This window comes from Paraburkholderia sp. (assembly GCF_026225065.1).
Taxonomy (GTDB): domain Bacteria; phylum Pseudomonadota; class Gammaproteobacteria; order Burkholderiales; family Burkholderiaceae; genus Paraburkholderia.
In genome coordinates, this window is record NZ_JAMFSB010000066.1 from 1 (window position 1) to 18,269 (window position 18,269).

Genomic DNA, 18,269 nt, shown 5'->3' on the forward strand with positions numbered 1-18,269 from the left:
ATTCTCTTCGGCGTGAAAACGGTATCGATAAAAATCGCTTGCGGACGGGATATTCAATTGTTAATCTTGGCAAACTTTTTAAAATATTCCGCCAGTAGGCTGGCTGACACAATGGGCTAAAACAGATCAACGTTTTCATTCCGGGGATTGATATGCTGACCGCTACCCTCGATGCATTTGATACACCATTCGCGCCACTGAGCGTCGGTGACGTGGTTACGCTCAAAACGGGTGGGCCGCGAATGACGGTGACCTATGCCGGTCCCGTTGCGCTAACTTCGGGCGACTGGGTAATTTGCCAGTGGTTCGACGAACATGGCGAACTGCGTCAGCAGATGTTCGAGCAGGAACATGTGCGGCTCGAACCGCGCTCGATTCCCGCCGGCTCGGTGACGCTGCGCTCCTTCGGGCGCACCGCGTATTCCGGCCCACGCTCCTAGCCAATCGTCTTAACGTCCCCTCCGCGCGACCTGTCAGGTCGCGCGATATGCGGCTGCCTTCGGTTTTAGCGCCGAGCCTCGGTTGCCATCCGGATCGCCAGCCCCGCAAGCACCGTTCCCATCAGCCAGCGCTGGGCGAGGATCCAAGCTGGCCGCCTGGCGAGAAACACGGCGATCGAACCGGCCATCATCGCCACCATCGCATTGATCGTCAGGCTAAACGCAATCTGCACCGAGCCGAGCGCCAGCGATTGCTCCAGCACGTGGCCACGTTGCGGATCGATGAACTGCGGCAGCAGCGATAAATACAGCACCGCGATTTTCGGGTTCAGCAGATTGGTGACGAATCCCATTGCAAACAGTTTGCGTGGGCTGTCGGCCGGCAGGTCGCGCACCATGAACGGCGAACGGCCACCTGGTTTGACGGCTTGCCACGCGAGCCACAGCATATAGAGCGCGCCGCCGAAGCGCAGCGCATCGTATGCGAATGGCACAGCGAGCAGCAGGGCGGTAATGCCGAGCGCGGCGCTGAACATATAGAACACGAAGCCAAGAGCCACACCGCCGAGCGAAATCAGTCCGGCGGTGCGGCCCTGGCAGATCGAGCGCGAGACGAGGTAGAGCATGTTCGGGCCCGGCGTGAGCGCCATGCCGAGCGAGACGAGGGCGAAGGTCAGCAGTTTTGCGAGTTCAGGCACTGAATGGCTCCGTGAAAGTGAAGTGTGCGTAGCGGGTGTGTGGCTAATTGCGGCGGTGCAAAGGCGGCCATAGCAGCGTGCGTGAGTAGCGCCTGTAACGTCCTGCGCAGCGGCGGGGCAGCGGCTTGTGCCGCTCGCCTCAACGTCCGCTTTTGTTGCGGGTCGCCCGGTTTTGCACGCGCTGGACCAGCGCTGCGGAAAAACTGCGCATCCGCACCACGCGCCGCGTTTGCACGACTTCTTCAGCGACGTCTTTCGGCGGATTTGGCTGCAGCGCCCAATAAAGCGCGGCCAGCCAGCCGAACCCGGTCCAGCCCAGACATGCGTTGAACAAGGCCAGCGTCAGCAGATCGTGGCGTTTGCGGCGGTCGGCGAGGATCGCCGGCAGGAAGTACAAACCCAGCGCGACGATTGCGGCGACCGCTTGAACGAGCGTGTTGCCTCCCATCGCGGTACTCCCGGTTTAGTCCGAATCTTCCGATTGTCTCTCGATTGTGCCATGTGCGCAGCCATTCGCGGTACCCTGGCCGAACGGGGGACTTCAGGACGGCAACGGAGAGGTCTATCATGTGCGTTTTGACCGACCGACCGGACAGCCATCATGATTTCCGACGACACCGCCCAGCAGGCCAAGACCATCAATCACGATACGCTACGCGAATTCGTGGATCGCAAGTGGAACGACGAGATCGTGCCGGCGCTGACCGACTACATTGCCGTCCCGGCCAAGAGCCCGGGGTTTGACGCGGACTGGGCCAAGCACGGTTTTATCGAGCGCGTGGTGACCGACGCGGCGCAGTGGGCAGAGCAACAGCCAGTCAAAGGCCTGAAGCTGGAAGTGATCCGTTTGCCGGGCCGCACGCCGGTCATCTTCTTCGAATCGCCGGCCACACGCTCTGGAAGCACCGAGACCATCGTGCTGTACGGCCACCTCGACAAGCAGCCCGAATTCGACGGCTGGCGCAACGACCTCGGGCCGTGGACCCCGAAACTTGAAGACGGCAAGCTGTACGGCCGCGGCGGCGCGGATGACGGCTACGCCATCTACGCAAGCCTGACGGCACTGGCCGCGCTGGACGCGCAAGGCGTCGAGCGGCCGCGTTGCGTCGGCCTGATCGAGACCTGCGAGGAATCGGGCAGCTATGACCTGTTGCCGTATGTCGACGCACTGCGCGAGCGGCTCGGTAAAGTGGGCCTGGTGGTGTGCCTCGACTCCGGCGCCGGCAACTACGATCAGTTATGGCTGACCACCTCGCTGCGCGGCCTCGTGGCGGGCGACCTTGAAGTCCATGTGCTTGACGAGGGGATTCACTCGGGCGGCTACGGCGGCATCACGCCGTCCAGCTTCCGCATCATGCGGCAGCTGTTCGACCGTCTTGAAGATGCCTCGGACGGCAATCTGCTGCCGAAGGGCTTCCATTGCCCGATTCCTGCCGACCGTCTGCGCGAAGCCGAGGCGACTGCCCATATTCTGGGCGACGACGTATGGAAGAAAATTCCGTGGGCCTGCGGCCAGGATGGCCGCCAGGTGCTGCCTACCACCACCGATCCGAAAGAGGCGCTGCTCAACTCGACGTGGCGTCCGTCGTTGTCGGTGACGGGAGCGGCCGGTCTGCCTGCCATCGCCGACGCTGGCAACGTGCTGCGCCCGCGCACCGCGTTCAAGCTCTCGCTGCGTCTGCCGCCGCTTCTCGATGCGGCGAAGGCGGTTGCGGAGCTGAAAGCGCTGCTGGAGTTCGATCCGCCCTACAACGCCAAGGTCACGTTCAAGCCCGACGCCGGTGCCGCAACCGGCTGGAGCGCCCCTGATCTGGCGCCGTGGCTCGCCTCGGCACTCAACGGCGCGTCGCGCCAGCATTACGGCGCGGACTGCGCGTATATGGGGCAGGGCGGTACTATCCCATTGATGAACGTGCTGAAGGAAGGCTTCCCACACTCGCAGTTCATGGTGTGCGGCGTGCTCGGACCGAAATCGAACGCGCACGGGCCGAACGAGTTTCTGCATGTGCCCTATGGCAAGAAGTTGACGGCCGCGGTTGCCGATGTGATTGCAGCGGCGCCTTGACCTAAACCCCAAACCTGCTCCCAGATACTGCGAATGAACGATCCACGCGTGGCCCAATCGTCTTTCCCAAGAATTCCCGCCGAAACGCTACATGCCTATGTGAGGGCGATCTGGGAGCAGGCCGGCAGCTCGCCGCGCGAGGCCGAGCTGGTCGCCGACCACCTGCTCGCCGCGAGCCTGACCGGTCACGATTCGCATGGCGTCAGCATGATTCCGCGCTATGTGGCATCGGTGGGCGACAACGAACTGAAGCTCAATCTGCACGCCAAGGTCGTGCGCGACGCCGGCGCGGTGTTGACCATCGACGGCGTCAAGGGCTTCGGCCAGGTCATCGCGTATGAGGCGATGGAGCTCGGCATCGAGCGCGCGAAACGTCTCGGCATCTGCGCGGTAGGTCTGCACGGTGCGCATCATATTGGCCGCATCGGTCACTGGGCCGAGCAGTGTGCGCGCGCCGGACTCGTGTCGTTTCACTTCGTCAATGTAGCGGGCGATCCGCTCGTCGCGCCGTTCGGCGGAACGGACCGGCGTATCGGCACCAATCCGTTCTGCGCCGCGTATCCGCGCAGCGGCAGGCCGCCGCTGGTGCTCGATTTCGCCACCAGCGCGGTGGCGTTCGGCAAGGTCCGGGTCGCGTACAACCAGGGCAAACAGGTACCGCCGGGCGCGCTGATCGATAACGCAGGACATCCCTCGCTCGAGCCGAAAGTGATGATGGAGCCGCCGGTCGGCTCGCTGCTGCCGTTCGGCGGTCACAAGGGTTTCGGACTGGCGGCGATGTGCGAGATCTTCGGCGGGGCGCTGTCGGGAGGTTTCACGAGCCATGCCGATACGCTGGGCACGAACCACGCCATCATTAATTGCATGCTGTCGGTGATCATCGATCCGGCCGCGTTCGACGCCCCGAACGCCGAAGCCGAAGCCGACGCGTTTATCGAATGGGTAAAGGCGTCGCCGCTTGCAACGGGTACCGGGCGCATTCTGGAACCCGGCGAAGCCGAGCGGCTCACGCGAGCCGACCGGGAGACGCACGGCGTGCCGGTCGACCCCACTAGCTGGCAACAGATTTGCGCCGCCGCGCTCGCGGTTGGCATGCCGGCCGAGCAGATCGAGCGCTGGGCCGCGCATCTGCAATAACGGCTTACTTGCCGCGGTTGCTGCCGCTGCTATTGCTGTTGGCATTGCCGCTGCCATGCAGCGTGCCGTGCCACCGCCACCGCCACCGCCGCTGCCGCTGCCGCTGTAACGCTTCGGCGCCCCAACTTTTCTGTCCCGCCGCGTCCTTAATCACGCATAACCCCTCTCGTTATGCGGTGGGAATGTTCTCTCTCCCACACACCACGACTTAAAGATTACCTCAAGCAGCATTTTCGATTGCATTGCCTGGGGGTCAATATTTACCGTCGCTCTCGCCGCCGGCAATAAATTCCACATCCAATCTCCACCGGCATTTCCGGCGGTTTGGCACAAGCATTTCCGTGTGTTTTTTCACGGGCAATCGTTTGCGGCCAGGTGTGCGGTCTGCCGTTTGAAACTCGCCGGAAACCCTTTCCTGGAGGGAATGTGAGGACAACTTGCGTTCGTCCGTTAGCAAACCCGCTCCCAGCTCATTGAGGTCTGCTTTAGGCTCGACTTGCTTTGCCGCCGTTTAACCTTAAAGGACCGTTCAAAATGAATCTTCACAATCATCACGCCTGCCGTCCGTTTCTCGAAGCTGGAAATTTGTCGCAGATTTCGGCCTACTACGAAGAGGGGCGCAACATCATGTGGATGATGTTGCGTGCGCAACCGCGTCCCTGTTTTAACCTTGAACTGGTGCACGATATTCTCAGCCTGGCACAGGCCGCGCGCGAGTCCGGCTTGCCGATCGACTTCTGGGTGACAGGGTCGCTGATTCCGTCGATCTACAACGTCGGCGGCGATCTCGACTTCTTTGCCGAGACGATCCGCGCCGGCAGACGTCAGGCTTTGATGTCGTACGCCAGGGCTTGTGTCGATTGCGTGCATGCCGCAGCACGCGGCTTCGATACCGGTGCGATCTCGATTGCGATGGTGGAGGGGACCGCGCTGGGGGGCGGGTTCGAAGCCGCCCTCGCACATCACTTCCTGCTCGCGCAAAACGACGCACGAATGGGCTTCCCGGAGATTGCATTCAATCTGTTCCCGGGTATGGGCGGATATTCGCTGGTGGCGCGCAAGGCCGGCATGCGGCTCGCGGAAGAACTGATCGGCATTGGCGAGTCGCACACGGCCGAGTGGTACGCGGGCAAGGGGCTCGTCGACCAGTTGTTCGAACCGGGCGAGGCCTATGTGGCGACGCGTACGTTCATCGACACATTGCGCCCCAAGATGAACGGCATCCGCGCTATGCTGCGGGCACGTCAGCGCGTGCTGCAACTTTCGCGCGCCGAGCTGATGGAAATTACCGAAGACTGGGTCGAAGCCGCGTTCACGATCGAAGAAAAGGATCTCGCTTTCATGGAACGGCTCGTCATGTTGCAGAACCGCCGCACCTCGAGCATGCGCCAGACTAGCGCCAGCATCGCCTGACTCGGACGGAAGCTCAGGCGATCAGCCTGAGCTTCTGCCGGTCGTGCAACCATTGCTCGAATTCTGCGGCCGGCATGGGCTGGCCGTACAAAAAGCCCTGCACGTATTCCACCCCGAGCCCTTTCATGAACGCCTCTTCCGCCTCGGTTTCGATGCCTTCTGCGACCACCTTGAAATTCAGCTCCTGGGCCACCGCCACCATCGAGCGCACCAGCGCCTGGGCCTTCTTGTCCGCGTTGATCGAGCGCACGAAGCTGCGGTCGAGCTTGATGACATCGAGCGGAATGCGCCCGAGTTGCGACAGCGACGAATAGCCGGTGCCGAAGTCGTCGAGATGGACTTGCGCACCGAGTTGCCGGAACTGCGCGATCAACTCGATCGCCGCCGCTTCGTCTTCGATCAGGCAGCTCTCGGTGAGTTCGAGATCGACGAGGCACGGGTCGAGCCCCGCTTGCTGGAGCGCTTCGGCGAAATGCCGAACCACCGCGGTATCGACCAGTTGGCGAGCCGACACGTTGATCGCCACCCGCAGATTGAGCCCTGCGGCTTTCCAGCGCGCGGCCTGCAAGGCTGCGGTCTGCATGACCCAGCGGCCGAGATGGCCGATCAGCCCCGATTCTTCGGCATAACGAATGAACTCGGTCGGCATGATCTGGCCGCGCTCGGGCGAATTCCAACGGATCAGCGCCTCGGCGCCGGTTACCACACCCGTGGCAAGTGACAGCTTGGGCTGGTAGTACAGCGTGAACTGGCCTTCTTCGAGACCGCGCCGCAGGTTGGTGTCGAGCCACATATACTCGGCCACCTTGCGGTCCATCTCCTGCGAAAACACCCGGTAGGTCCGCTTGCCTTCGTCTTTGGCGACGTACATCGCGGTGTCCGCCGAGCGGATCAGCGATTCGAGGCTGTCGCCGTGCTCCGGGCACCGCGCGATGCCGATCGAACAGCCGGTGTAGACCTCGACGAGGCCGAGGCTGAACGGTGTGCGCAGGCGCTCCAGAATGCGCTGTGCGGTGGCTTCGAGGGACTCGAGGGTGCCGGTCGCGGCCAGCACGACAAACTCGTCGCCACCCAGCCGCGCGAGCGTATCGCCCTCGTTCAGGCAGGTGCTGATGGCCGCCGACACGTCCTTGATCAGCCGGTCGCCGAACACATGTCCGTAGTGATCGTTGACCTTCTTGAAGTTGTCGAGGTCGAGGAACAGGATGCCGACCGACTCGTCGACAGCCGCACTCGAGATCGCCGCGCGCACCTTGTCCTGAATCGCGTTGCGATTGGCGAGGCCGGTGAGCGAATCGGTGTTGGCCAACTCGGTCAGACGTTCTTGCGCGCGACGCTCTTCGGTGATGTCGGTACCCGAGCAGATCAGGAATTGCTCGTTGACACCGCTGCCGCTCTGCACGAACTTGTTGCGAAACAGAAACAGCCGCTCGCCGTGGACGGTCTTCACGAGCCGTTCGACTTCGTATGAGACGCCGCGGTTGAAGAAACCGGAGATGTTCTGGCTCGACGCCGCACCTGCCTCGGACGACATGAACAAGGCCCAGACGCTGCGCCCGACAATGTCTTCCTCTTTCATCCCGGTCAGTTCTTCGGCGAGACGATTGAAGCGCTGGATGCGCCCATTGCGATCGACGATCACAACAACCGAGTTCACCTCCGACACCACCTGCTCGGCGAACGACAGGCCATGAACGAGGTCGCGCGCGACCGATTCGGTGTCCTCATAGGCTGACGCGGTGCCTGCCCACAGATTGCCGCTGAGTTTCTTGCCGACCAGATGCAGCTTGAGCGGCTGGCCGAACAGGCGCACGTCTAGAACCAGATGGGAAGTGATGCCTGCGAGGTGGCGGATCTGACCGGCCTGTTGCGGGGTGAGGGAGATGGCGGCGTTGGCCGGCATGTCACCCGTGACCGGCGTCAGCTCGAGCGCGTTACTGTCTTTGGACAGACGCCAGCAAGGGCTGCTTGTGCCGAACTGGGCATAGAGCACCTGGTCGTGTTGGTCGTCGTTCATAAGTTTTATCCCCGGGCAGTCATGCCTGCGGGCCGTCAGCTCGGATAGTCAGGCCGGCGGGGGCAAGCAGTCTACTTTAGCTAAAAGACTGACTTCATTGTATCCAGATGGCCGCGACTAACAGTCGTTAACAATAACGGCAAGGTACTATGATCCTTTAGACATAGGCTAGATATTAATGGCAATGCATTAATTAATGGCGACATTAATGACGGCGCGCCATTCTGATGCGCATTTGTTCCCGCGCGTCACCCTCTGCATTCGTCATATAAGTAAATTCGCCCGCTGCCAGCGTCGCCACCACCACTCCGTCCCGGTATAACACGCGATTGCCGGCCACCGCGGGCACCTTGTCGCCCGGCAGCAACGTGCCGGCCAGATTTAACGGATCGGTGCCGGCCACGCAGACGAACGCGCCGTCGTCGGCATGGCGGCGCACTTCGCGCAGCAGCGGGATGGCCTCGGGCAGCGCAAACTGCTCGCCGGACAGACCGTTGACGAAGCGTCCGCCGCGCACCTGGCCGCGCGCTTCGAGCCGCTGCAGGACGCGCAGCAGGTCGCGCCACGGCGGCAGCCATTCGGCTTCGCGCGCGAGCAGCCGCCAGAACACTACGCCATACCGGCGTAACAAAGTCATGACAAGATGCTCGAGTACCTCGGGCGCAAACGAGGGAGCGCGACTGGCGGATGGCGGCGTCGCCATTGCGTTTTCCGCTACGGCAGGCGCGGTGCGGCGCTGAAGCAACGCCCAGCGGCCCGCATCGTCCATGCCCCCGATCAGCGCGCCACCGCGCGGGCGCCGGTTACTGTGATGCGCGTTGCGCTTCGCGGCAGGTTTCAGCAATGCACGCAATCCAGCAAAACTATCCGAGTTCACGAGTCCCGTTGCAACAAGTTCGCTTAATGCGTATTCCAGCTGGATGCCGAGCAGGCGTGTGTCGCTCGCCAGCTCGTCGAAGAACATCGCGCCGTGTTTAATAAGCGCGTCATAAACACTTTGTGCATGCGGTGAAAGTTCGGGCTGCTTGCTTTGATCGATCAGTGCGCTCCATAGGCCGATGTCGCGCCGCGGCAACAATACGATCGGCGTGCCGCGTACCGGTCCGCTGGTCGCGCGCGAACGCTCGGTCAGACGCGTCCAGACCAGCTTGCCCGAACGGCACAGTTCGTCGAGCATCGTGATCGAATAGTCCTTGAGACGGGTGGGCAGGATGTCTTCTTCCCAGGCGCCGGCCGCCGCCTCGAATCCGGCCAGCTGATCGAGCACCGCCGCGAGCGCGTCGCGCCCCTCACCGCGCGTGGCGGCCGTCAGATGTTGCCATTCGAACAGGAAGCGCATGAAGTCGTGTCGCTCGACCGGCTCGATTTCGCGGCGCAAACGCCTCACGGTGTAGCGATGAATCCGCGCGAGCAGATGTCGTTCGCACCATTCTTCTGCGGATGCACCCGGTGTGAAGCGGCCTCGCATCACGTAGCCTTGCGCTTCGAGCACGGTCAAGGCTTGCTCGACGGCGGCAGAAGGGAGTGCGAGCGAGCCGGCAATCGAGGCCACCGGTAACGGGCCGAAGCCGGTAAGCCGCGCGCGGATCACGTCGACGAGCGCTTCCTGTTCGCTCCAGGTGTCGGTAAAGCCTTTGGGCGCGGCGATAGGTGGCGTGAGGGAGGCGTCCGGATAGATGGCTGCGAGGCAGGTCAGTCGCTCCGCCGGAAGCCACAGGTCGGCACCGGCCTGGTTTTGCAGCCGGGTGGCCCGGCCCGATTCCGCCAGGTTCATAAGCCATCCTGACCACTCCGGATTCTGCTGGGCCTCGGTATGGCTGACACAGGCAAGCCCGGTCAGCGCCTCGTGCATTTCATCGAGGTTGCGCGGCTGCGGCCAGGCTTCCTCGCGAACACCGGCAATCGCGTCGGTATCGAGCGCGCCAAGATCGTCGGCGGAGGCTGGATCGGACCAGCGCCGGTTGAGCACGGCCTGGGTGCGGCGCTCTTCGATCGGCGCGTCGTCGAGATAAGCGTACGGCTTGGCGGTGAGAATCTCGGCCGCGAGCGGTGAAGGCGCCGGCAATTCGCGCGTGACGAGTTTTACCTCGCCCTGTTCCATCCGGCGTAACAGGCTTATCCAGCCGTCGGTGTCCATCGCTTCGTGCAGGCAATCGTCGATGGTCTGATCGACGAGCGGATGATGCGGCAACTCCCGTTCGCCCACGATATTCTCGAGACACGCCACCTGATCCGGAAACACGGCCGCCAACAGGTCTTCGCTGCGCATGCGTTGTAATTGCGGCGCCGTCTTGCGGCCGCCGCTGTAGCGCGGCAGCGCGAGCGAGGTGGTCGCGTTCCAGCGCCAGCGCACGCCGAACAGCGGCGCGTCGAGCAGCGCCTGGATCAGCAGATGCTCGGCGGTGTTCGAGTGCAGATAGCGCCAGACGTCATCGAGCGCGAAGCTGTGGCTGCCGGTCAGCGAGAGAATGATGGCGTCCTCGGTGGCGGCGGCTTGCAACTCGAAGTTGAAGGTGCGGCAAAAGCGTTTGCGTAACGCGAGGCCCCATGCGCGGTTGAGACGGCTGCCAAATGGCGCGTGAATCACGAGCTGGGTGCCGCCCGATTCGTCGAAGAAGCGCTCCATGACCAGCGTGTTTTGTGTGGGGAGCGTGCTCAAGGCGGCGCGGGCGCGCGCCAGATAGTCGACGATCTGGCGTGCGGCCGGCTCGTCGAGATTGAGCGTGGCGGTCATCCAGGCAATGGCGCGTTCGAGGCGTGGCGCATTGGATGCCGGCGCACGTGCTGGCGCGTCCACTACGGCTACGTCATGTAGTTGCGAGGGCGTTTCGGAATCGGACGCTGCTGGCGAGCCGACAATGGCAAACGCGCGTTCGCGGCGTGGGGCACGTCGGCGTGCGGCGAGACTTGCTACGGCCGCTGTCTTTGCGCGGGCTGATTTCCCCTCTGTTTCTGCTCCCGTAGCGCCGCCAGCAACGCCACCATCGTCGTCACTGAGCAACTGATCGATCTGCGCCCGCAAACGCGCCACACCGAACGACAGCTCATCGCTACGCCCCGGCGCTTCACCGAGCCAGAACGGAATATTCGGCGGCTGCCCTTGCGCGTCTTCCACCCGCACGCGGCCGGCTTCCACGCGCAGGATGCGGTACGACGCGTTGCCGAGTTGAAACACATCGCCTGCCAGACTTTCGACCGCGAAGTCTTCGTTGACCGTGCCGACATTGACGGCCTGCGGTTCGAGAATCACCGCATAGTCGGCGTTCTCCGGGATGGTGCCGCCCGACGTCACCGCGACCAGCTTGCCGCCGCGCCGCCCGCGCAATGTCCCACTCACCGCGTCGCGATGCAGATAAGCGCCGCGCGGGCCATGGCGGCTCGTATAGCCTTCCGCGAGCATCCGCAACACGGCATCGTACTGCTCGCGTGCGAGCCCAGCATAGGGCGCGGCGCGTCGCATCAAGTCGAACAACGCATCCTCGCTCCACTCGGCGCTCGATACTTCCGCGACGATCTGCTGGGCCAGCACATCGAGCGGCGCACGCGGAATCTGCAAGGCATCGAGTTCGCCGCGCCGCACGCAGTCGAGCAAGGCCGCGCATTCGATCAGATCGTCGCGCGAATTGGGGAACAGCCGTCCCTTCGGCATACCGCCCACCTGGTGCCCCGAGCGGCCGACACGCTGCAGGAACGGCGCGATTGCGCGCGGCGAACCCATCTGGCAGACCAGATCGACATCGCCGATATCGATGCCCAGTTCCAGCGACGCCGTGGCGATCAGCACGCGTAAATCGCCGCGTTTGAGACGCTGTTCGGCGTCGAAGCGATGTTCTTTGGCGAGGCTGCCATGGTGCGCGGCCACCGCTTCCTTGCCGAGCCGCTCTGTCAGATGACGAGCGGCGCGCTCCGCCATGCGGCGGGTGTTGACGAAAATAAGCGTGGTGCGGTGTTGCGCAATCAGTTCGGCGAGCCGGTTGTACACGAGCTCCCAGACTTCGTTGGCCATCACGGCTTCGAGTGGAACCGGCGGAATTTCCAATGCAAGATCGCGTGCGCGCACGTGTCCTACATCGACGATCGCGCAATCTGCCGGCTCAGCGCTGTCCGCACTCGCGCCACCCACCAGAAATCGCGCGACCGCGCTGATCGGCTTTTGCGTTGCAGACAGCCCGATGCGCGGCAGACGCCGAGCGCAGAGCGCATCGAGCCGTTCCAGGCTGAGCGCCAGATGGCTGCCACGCTTGCTGCCCGCGAGCGCATGGATTTCATCGACGATCACTGTGCGCGTGGTCGACAGCATGCGGCGCCCGGAGTCGGAGCCGAGCAACACGTAGAGCGATTCCGGCGTCGTCACGAGGATGTGCGGCGCGCGTTTGCGCAGCGCGGTGCGCTCCTGCTGGGTCGTGTCGCCGGTGCGTACAGCGGTGCGGATCTCGAGCGGCGGCAGGCCGCGCAGCGCGAGTTCGGCGGCTATCCCTTCGAGCGGCAACTGCAGGTTCAGACGTATGTCGTTCGAGAGCGCCTTGAGCGGCGATACGTAAACCACGAGTGTTTCGTCAGGCAGCGCGCCGCCATTGGCGAGCCCCTGCTGAACCAGATCGTCCAGCGCCGACAGAAACGCGGTGAGCGTCTTGCCGGAGCCGGTCGGAGCGGCGACCAGTGTCGAGCGGCCGTTGCGGATTGACGGCCATGCGGCCACCTGGGCATCGGTGGGCGCCGGAAACGTTTTCAGGAACCAGCCGGCCACTGCCGGATGAAAGCTGTCCAGCACGCCGGTTGAGGAAGAGGCGGGAGAGGGAGAAACGGCAGGAATCATGCTGCCATAGATGGGGGCACGACGGGCCATATCCAGAGGGGCGGCGCACGCCGCACGATGTGAGGAGTCAAGGCCCAGTCTCGCAGGTTTTCAGGCGGCGCGCCATGCGGATCGGAGCGTCGTAAAGCGGCAGGTTTTGCCGCTTTTCAGGCGAAGGCGAGTAGAGATTGCACCATTGACAGCGAGGGTGACGCGCCGGCTATCAAGTTGTCGCCGCCGCTGCTGGATTTCGCCCTGTGCAGTATTCTCAATGGTTTCCCCCAACCAGTCGGAGCAATAACGATGCGCTATAACCAGCTAGGCCGCACGGGCCTGTTTGTGTACGAACTTTGTCTTGGCACGATGACCTTCGGGGGTGGCGAAGGCATCTGGCGTCAGATTGGCGATCTGCAGCAGGCCGACGCCGAACGTCTGGTCGGCCGCGCCATCGATGCTGGCATCAACTTCATCGATACCGCCGATGTCTACGCGCAAGGCCTGTCCGAGCAGATCACCGGCCTCGCGCTGAAAAACCTCAAGGTGCCGCGCGATCAGGTCGTGGTGGCCACCAAGGTGTTCGGCGCGACCGCGGAATCCGCCAACACGCGCGGCGCCTCGCGCTATCACATCATGGACGGCATCAAGGCGAGCCTCAAACGCCTGCAACTCGATCACATCGATCTGTACCAGATTCACGGCTTCGATCCGGCCACGCCGATCGAAGAAACGGTGCGTGCGCTCGATACGCTGGTTCAGCACGGGCATGTGCGCTATGTCGGCGTGTCGAACTGGGCCGCTTGGCAGATCGTCAAGGCGCTGGGTGTCGCCGACCGCCTCGGCCTCGCGCGCTTCGAAACGCTGCAGGCGTATTACACGCTCGCGGGCCGCGATCTCGAGCGCGAACTGGTGCCGATGCTGCATAGCGAAGGGCTCGGACTGATGGTCTGGAGCCCGCTCGCGGGTGGCCTGCTGAGCGGCAAGTATGGGCGCGAGCAACAAGGTGAGGCCGGCAGCCGCCGCACCACGTTCGATTTTCCGCCGGTGAATCGCGAGCGCGCTTACGACTGTATCGATACGATGCGCGGCATCGCCGAGGCGAAGGGCGTGTCGGTCGCACAGATCGCGCTCGCCTGGCTGCTGCATCAGCGCGCGGTGACGACGGTAATCGTCGGTGCGAAAAAGGTCGAACAGCTTGACGACAATATCGCCGCCACCAAGGTGGAACTGAGCGCCGAAGAACTGGCGAAGCTCGATGCCGTCAGCGAGTTGCCGTCTGAGTATCCCGGCTGGATGCTGGAGCGTCAGGGCGAGCCGCGCCGCGCGCAGGTGACGGAGAGCAGCCGGCGTTCGCTGAAGTAAGCGGTTTAGGTTGGGGGAAGCTCTTGGTGCGAGCGCGATGGGCACGGTGGGTGCAAATGAATAGCCCACTGTGGAATAGCCCACTGCGCCGCACCGCTTATGACTTGACGAACCAGCGCTGCTCGATGCTATGAATCAGCCGGCACACCAGTAACGCGATGACGGTTCCGATCGTGACCTCGCCGAGGCGGATCAGCGCGACTTCCCATGGCGGACCGATGCGCGGCACCAGCAACATGATCGTGGCGGTGATGCCGCCCAGACGCGCCGCGCTGCCGATATTGGCCACCCAGCAGATGATGATCGCGGCCGCCACCGTCGCCATATAGGCGACGAAATAGCCACCGCCGAGCAGCGTGCCGGCGAGGCCGCACACGCCCCCGACCATCGCGCCAAGAAACTGGTCGCGCGAGAGTTTGCGGGTGTCGACATAGTTGTGCTGGCTCACCGCAATCGCGGTGATGGCGGCCCAGAACGGCTGATGGGTGTGCAAGGCCCGTGCGATCGTAAACGCGATGCTGGCGCCCGCTACCGCCTGCAGCGCCATCACACAACCCTCGATGAGACGGTCGGGCAGCGGCAGCGATTTCAGGAATGCGAGTAGCGAATCGGCGGCGCTTGCCTGCGCTGCACGCCGGGTCTGGGGGGATTCCGTCATGAGGCCCTGTCGCATAAAGACGTTGTGAACAGCAGGATATTCTATCGACTCATTGAGGTGCCCAACCGGAATCAGGCGCACTTTCATGGATCCGGGCCGCGTGCGCGGTGATACCAGTTCATGAGTGGCGTCGCCGAGACCCCGTGTATGACCACCGATCCCGTCACGACCGCGAGCGCGAGCGGCGCCAGCGGCAGAATTTGCGCTGCCTGACCATGCTCGAGTGCATAGACGAGGTAGTAAAACGAGCCCGTGCCGCGAATGCCGAACCAGCTCATCAGACGGCGTTGCGCCTGGGACGCTCGCGAACCCAGCAAGGACAGCTCGACCGCAATGGGTCTCACCAGCAGAAAAAACACAACGATAAGCGCTGCGCTCTGCCACGTGAGAAGCGGGGCGCGCAGGGTGGCGAGCACGTTGCCGATCATGGCCATGATGGCCACCTCGGCGATCCGCTCCAGCTCGATCGTGAAGCCCAGCACCGATTCGGTCATATAGGCGTGGGCCTTGTCCGGATCCGCAGCGGTCGCGGACACGTCTTCGGAATCGACCGTGCCGATCGTGCTGCGCGGCGAGCGCTCGCCGCTTGCCTGGTGTTCGACGCGCCGCATCGCGACGCCCGCCGCGAACACCGCAAGGAATCCGTAGGTATGGGCGAGTTGGGCGGCGCCAAACGACAGTTCGATCAGTCCCAGCGCAAAAAATCCTTCCAGACCGAGCGCCTGCGCGTGGTGGGTCCGCAGCCAGGTGACGGCGTGCGTCGTGGCCCAGCCGAGCACGGCGCCAATCGCGACCGCGCCGGCGATTCCCCAGACTGCAGTGGCGGCAAAGCGCCAGCTCAACGCCGTGGTCATGGCGCTTGGCGGAGCCGCGCAAAGCGCGAGGCCGAGCATCGCGAAGGGCAGCGCGATACCGTCGTTCAGGCCGCCTTCGCCGGAGAGCGCGAAGCGCAACAGGTCGCGGTCACCTGGATCGTGAATCTGCACGTCGTGGGCGAGCACGGGATCGGTGGGCGCGAGAATCGCTGCGAGCAGAAGCGCTGGCCCCCAGTCGAGGCGTAGCGCGTAGACCCCGAACAGCATCAGCAACGGAATCGTCAGGAGCATGGCTGGCGCGCCCAGGCGCAGCGGCAGCCACCACAGGGCGTCGAAGACCGGTACGCGCAGTCGCAGGCCGATGGCGAACAGCGAGACCAGCAAGGCGATCTCGGTCATGATTCGCAACAAATGAGCGTCGCCGACGATATCGAGGTGCAACAGGTTCACTCCGGCCGGCCCGAGTGCGTAACCGATGCCCAGATAGAACATGGCGGCGCTGACCGGCAACCGCCTGAAAGTGGTCGCGGCGACGCCCATAAAGACGAGCACGCCGCCGACGATGAGAAACCAGAGTGTTTCGTCCATAGGCATCCGGTGAGGCGGGGCGCTGGCGGGCCCAAGGGCTTGCCTTGAATCAGCGCTGATCCGCGGGGCGTAGCCCCGGTTACGGGGAGCGGCCGAAGGCAATGCGCAGCTTGCGTTTGGCCTGCTCGAGGGTGGCGCGGCGTCCTTTGGGCAGATTTTTGCCGGCGCGGTTGATGTAGAAATTGAGCATCGACATGGCCGACTGGAAGGGCGTGCCTTTGCGTCGCCGGCTGTGCGTCGAGGAGCGTTTCAGTGACTCGGCGATCGACTCCGCGCTACCGGTCTTGAAGACATTCGCTTCGATGTCCATGGCGTCGCTGGTTTCCATGACGTGATGCGACCACCGGTTCGAACGGCTCGCTTGCTGGGCACCGCCTGTTTTTGCATGGCGGTTTGCGGTGGCTCGCGCATGACGTTGCCGGGGCGGCCGCCCGGACTTTGCGCGCGCCGCGGGGCGCTTCGATTTTCTGCTGACCATGATGTTGTGCCTCGTATGAAGCGGGGGCGCGCCACCAGGTGGACCGCTACGCGGTGGAGCGCCACCCGGTGCAGCGCCGCCATCAAGTTGACCCTACCGTCACAGCTTCACGCCACCGGCCTCAGGCGCTTCCGCGCCGCCCGGTAGAGTCGCGCCGACGCCGAGGTCGTCGCGGCCCCAGTAGGGTTCGCTGCCGTAAAACTGGTGGACCGAGGTCGCCCACGTCTGGTCGGCCATCGACGGCCAATGATCCTTATCGAAGCCCGGCGCATTCTTGATGCTTTCCGAAGACATCGCAAGCTGGAAGCACTTGCGTTCCGTGTCGAGCGTCAACGCATCCCAGGGAACGGCGAGCAGCTTGTCGCCCATGCCGAGGAAGCCGCCGCTCGATAACACCGCATAGGCGATGCGCCCCGAGCGTACGTCCAGCATGATGTCCTTGACCTTACCGATGTCGTCGCCTTCGCTGCTGAGCACCTTGTTGCCGTCGAGCGTGGCCGCTGCCATCACGTCCGGTCCCGGTCCGTCAGCGCTACGACTGCCTTTACCGACGATCTTCGCACCGGCGCCAGCGCCGGTTCTCGTGCGCGTTTCGTTGAGCATGCTCATGATGTGTCTCCCTGGACAGATTGATGTCCTTTCATCGCAGCAACGCTTGTTCCTCCGGTGGCGCGTCAGTGGAAATCTCCCCTCAGTTTGCTTTCCATACGCTTTCATTGCGCAACCGCCCGGCCGTTTCTGCGATCTGCTCCGCAGCGGAATGACACAGTGCGTAAAAAGCGTCGCGCAGATTGCAATTCTTGCGCGGCGGCTGAGGCCTGCTGAAGCGCCGCGGGCGAAATAAGGCCGCGCCACGGCATGTATTCGGCACTTTGCTAAATCGGCCCGTTTCTTGCTGCGTTGCACAGCAACTAGAGCAGTAGACACAGTATCTTTATCGGAATCAGCATGACCGCGGACAGATTCAACGCGCGCGCCCCTTCGTGTCACGGCCCTCGCCGCGACACCGACACTCAATCCCCGCCTGGCCGCGCCGTTGCGCGTGAGCCGGTGTCCGCACAACCGGCCAGGACCTCGCAGGCGCATATCCAGCAGGCACAGCAATCCCAGCATTCGGATGCAAAGCGCTCAGCTACGCAAGCTGCCCCGCAGCAAATCGGCGCGTTGCAGATTCTGATGGCGTTGCTCGTGACGCCGCTCGCCTGGCTTGCTCAGGTGAGCATTGCAGAGATGGTGCTCGGGCAGCGCTGCGAGGCCGGCGCACCTCTATTCGTTGTGCACGCCATGGCCTGGACGCCGCTGACGGTTGTCGTCGCCAGCGTTGTCTGCCTGATATTCGCCTCGTTTGGCACATTCGTGGCGTGGCGCAACCTGTGGCGCACCGCGCGCATTCCATGGCGCTTTCCCGCGGCGCTGAAAGGCACGCGTGCCGAGCGCGACTGGTTTCTATCGAGAATCTGCGCGATGTCCAGCACCATGTTCATCCTTGGCCTGGTAGCGACCGATGTCGCGATGCTGGTCATCGCACCGTGCAGCCCGTGGTAGCCGCAGCGGCGCGAACGGCGGCACGAGAACTATCGCGTCACGGCCGTGCGGCAACCTCGTCGAGATGTAGCAACAGATCGGCAGGGTCTTCATAGACGCGCAATGCGCCGGCACGTTCGAGTTCATCCTGACCATAGCCGCCCGACAGTACCCCAACTCCCAACGCACGGCAGCGCTGTGCGGCCAGCATGTCCCAGATGCTATCGCCCACCACGACGCTCTGTTCGATCTGCACGCCCAGGCGGTGTGCTGCGGCAATGA

At 63.5% G+C, this 18,269-nt stretch carries 15 protein-coding genes; 6 read left to right on the forward strand and 9 right to left on the reverse strand.

Annotation, left to right across the window (positions count from 1 at the left end):
- Positions 1 to 152 precede the first annotated feature (152 nt).
- Positions 153 to 440 (forward strand): YodC family protein, encoded by a 288-nt coding sequence (locus tag M0954_RS05140; protein WP_297351975.1) that lies wholly within the window; start codon positions 153 to 155, stop codon positions 438 to 440.
- Between the two features lie 65 nt (positions 441 to 505).
- On the opposite strand, the gene M0954_RS05145 is transcribed toward M0954_RS05140, so the two are convergent.
- Both M0954_RS05145 and M0954_RS05150 read right to left on the reverse strand, forming a co-directional pair.
- Positions 506 to 1,138: a LysE family translocator gene (locus tag M0954_RS05145; RefSeq protein WP_122155747.1), complete on the reverse strand. Its 633-nt coding sequence runs from the start codon at positions 1,136 to 1,138 to the stop codon at positions 506 to 508.
- A gap of 139 nt (positions 1,139 to 1,277) precedes the next feature.
- The gene (locus tag M0954_RS05150) at positions 1,278 to 1,586 is read right to left on the reverse strand and encodes a superinfection immunity protein (RefSeq protein ID WP_122155748.1); all 309 of its coding nucleotides are present in this window, start codon (positions 1,584 to 1,586) and stop codon (positions 1,278 to 1,280) included.
- 153 nt (positions 1,587 to 1,739) lie between these two features.
- Between M0954_RS05150 and M0954_RS05155 the strand changes: the two genes are divergently transcribed.
- From M0954_RS05155 to M0954_RS05165, 3 genes are all read left to right on the forward strand, one after another.
- Entirely contained in the window at positions 1,740 to 3,203 is a 1,464-nt protein-coding gene (locus tag M0954_RS05155) for a M20 family metallopeptidase (RefSeq protein WP_122155749.1), read from the forward strand.
- Positions 3,204 to 3,236: 33 nt separating this feature from the next.
- Positions 3,237 to 4,340: a malate/lactate/ureidoglycolate dehydrogenase gene (locus M0954_RS05160; protein WP_297351977.1), complete on the forward strand. Its 1,104-nt coding sequence runs from the start codon at positions 3,237 to 3,239 to the stop codon at positions 4,338 to 4,340.
- 534 nt (positions 4,341 to 4,874) lie between these two features.
- A complete protein-coding gene (locus tag M0954_RS05165; RefSeq protein WP_122155751.1) occupies positions 4,875 to 5,753 on the forward strand; it encodes a crotonase/enoyl-CoA hydratase family protein in 879 nt (292 codons plus the stop codon).
- A gap of 13 nt (positions 5,754 to 5,766) precedes the next feature.
- Here M0954_RS05165 and pdeR read toward each other — a convergent pair whose 3' ends face one another.
- Together pdeR and M0954_RS05175 are read right to left on the reverse strand one after the other, a co-directional pair.
- On the reverse strand, positions 5,767 to 7,770 hold the full coding sequence (gene pdeR / locus M0954_RS05170) for a cyclic di-GMP phosphodiesterase (RefSeq protein ID WP_122155752.1): 2,004 nt from the start codon (positions 7,768 to 7,770) through the stop codon (positions 5,767 to 5,769).
- A 205-nt stretch (positions 7,771 to 7,975) separates the two neighbouring features.
- A complete protein-coding gene (locus M0954_RS05175; RefSeq protein WP_297351987.1) occupies positions 7,976 to 12,586 on the reverse strand; it encodes a DEAD/DEAH box helicase in 4,611 nt (1,536 codons plus the stop codon).
- A 282-nt stretch (positions 12,587 to 12,868) separates the two neighbouring features.
- On the opposite strand from M0954_RS05175, the gene M0954_RS05180 reads away from it, so the two are divergent.
- Positions 12,869 to 13,924, forward strand: a complete 1,056-nt coding sequence (locus tag M0954_RS05180) for an aldo/keto reductase (RefSeq protein ID WP_297351979.1) — start codon at positions 12,869 to 12,871, stop codon at positions 13,922 to 13,924.
- A 97-nt stretch (positions 13,925 to 14,021) separates the two neighbouring features.
- Here the strand turns inward: M0954_RS05180 and M0954_RS05185 are convergent, their stop codons facing one another.
- The 4 genes from M0954_RS05185 to M0954_RS05200 all read right to left on the reverse strand — a co-directional run bounded on the left by M0954_RS05185 (position 14,022) and on the right by M0954_RS05200 (position 17,066).
- Positions 14,022 to 14,582, reverse strand: coding sequence for an FUSC family protein (locus tag M0954_RS05185; RefSeq protein ID WP_297351981.1), 561 nt, complete (start codon positions 14,580 to 14,582; stop codon positions 14,022 to 14,024).
- An 83-nt stretch (positions 14,583 to 14,665) separates the two neighbouring features.
- A complete protein-coding gene (locus M0954_RS05190; RefSeq protein WP_123387390.1) occupies positions 14,666 to 15,985 on the reverse strand; it encodes a cation:proton antiporter in 1,320 nt (439 codons plus the stop codon).
- Between the two features lie 79 nt (positions 15,986 to 16,064).
- Complete coding sequence (locus M0954_RS05195) at positions 16,065 to 16,463, reverse strand: DUF3175 domain-containing protein (RefSeq protein ID WP_123387389.1); 399 nt, start codon at positions 16,461 to 16,463, stop codon at positions 16,065 to 16,067.
- 99 nt (positions 16,464 to 16,562) lie between these two features.
- Positions 16,563 to 17,066 (reverse strand): PRC-barrel domain-containing protein, encoded by a 504-nt coding sequence (locus M0954_RS05200; RefSeq protein ID WP_297351989.1) that lies wholly within the window; start codon positions 17,064 to 17,066, stop codon positions 16,563 to 16,565.
- Between the two features lie 345 nt (positions 17,067 to 17,411).
- On the opposite strand from M0954_RS05200, the gene M0954_RS05205 reads away from it, so the two are divergent.
- Positions 17,412 to 18,008, forward strand: a complete 597-nt coding sequence (locus M0954_RS05205; protein ID WP_297351983.1) for a hypothetical protein — start codon at positions 17,412 to 17,414, stop codon at positions 18,006 to 18,008.
- Between the two features lie 37 nt (positions 18,009 to 18,045).
- On the opposite strand, the gene M0954_RS05210 is transcribed toward M0954_RS05205, so the two are convergent.
- Positions 18,046 to 18,269, reverse strand: a 224-nt coding sequence (locus M0954_RS05210; protein ID WP_297351985.1) for an HAD hydrolase-like protein, incomplete at its 5' end; no start/stop codon positions are given.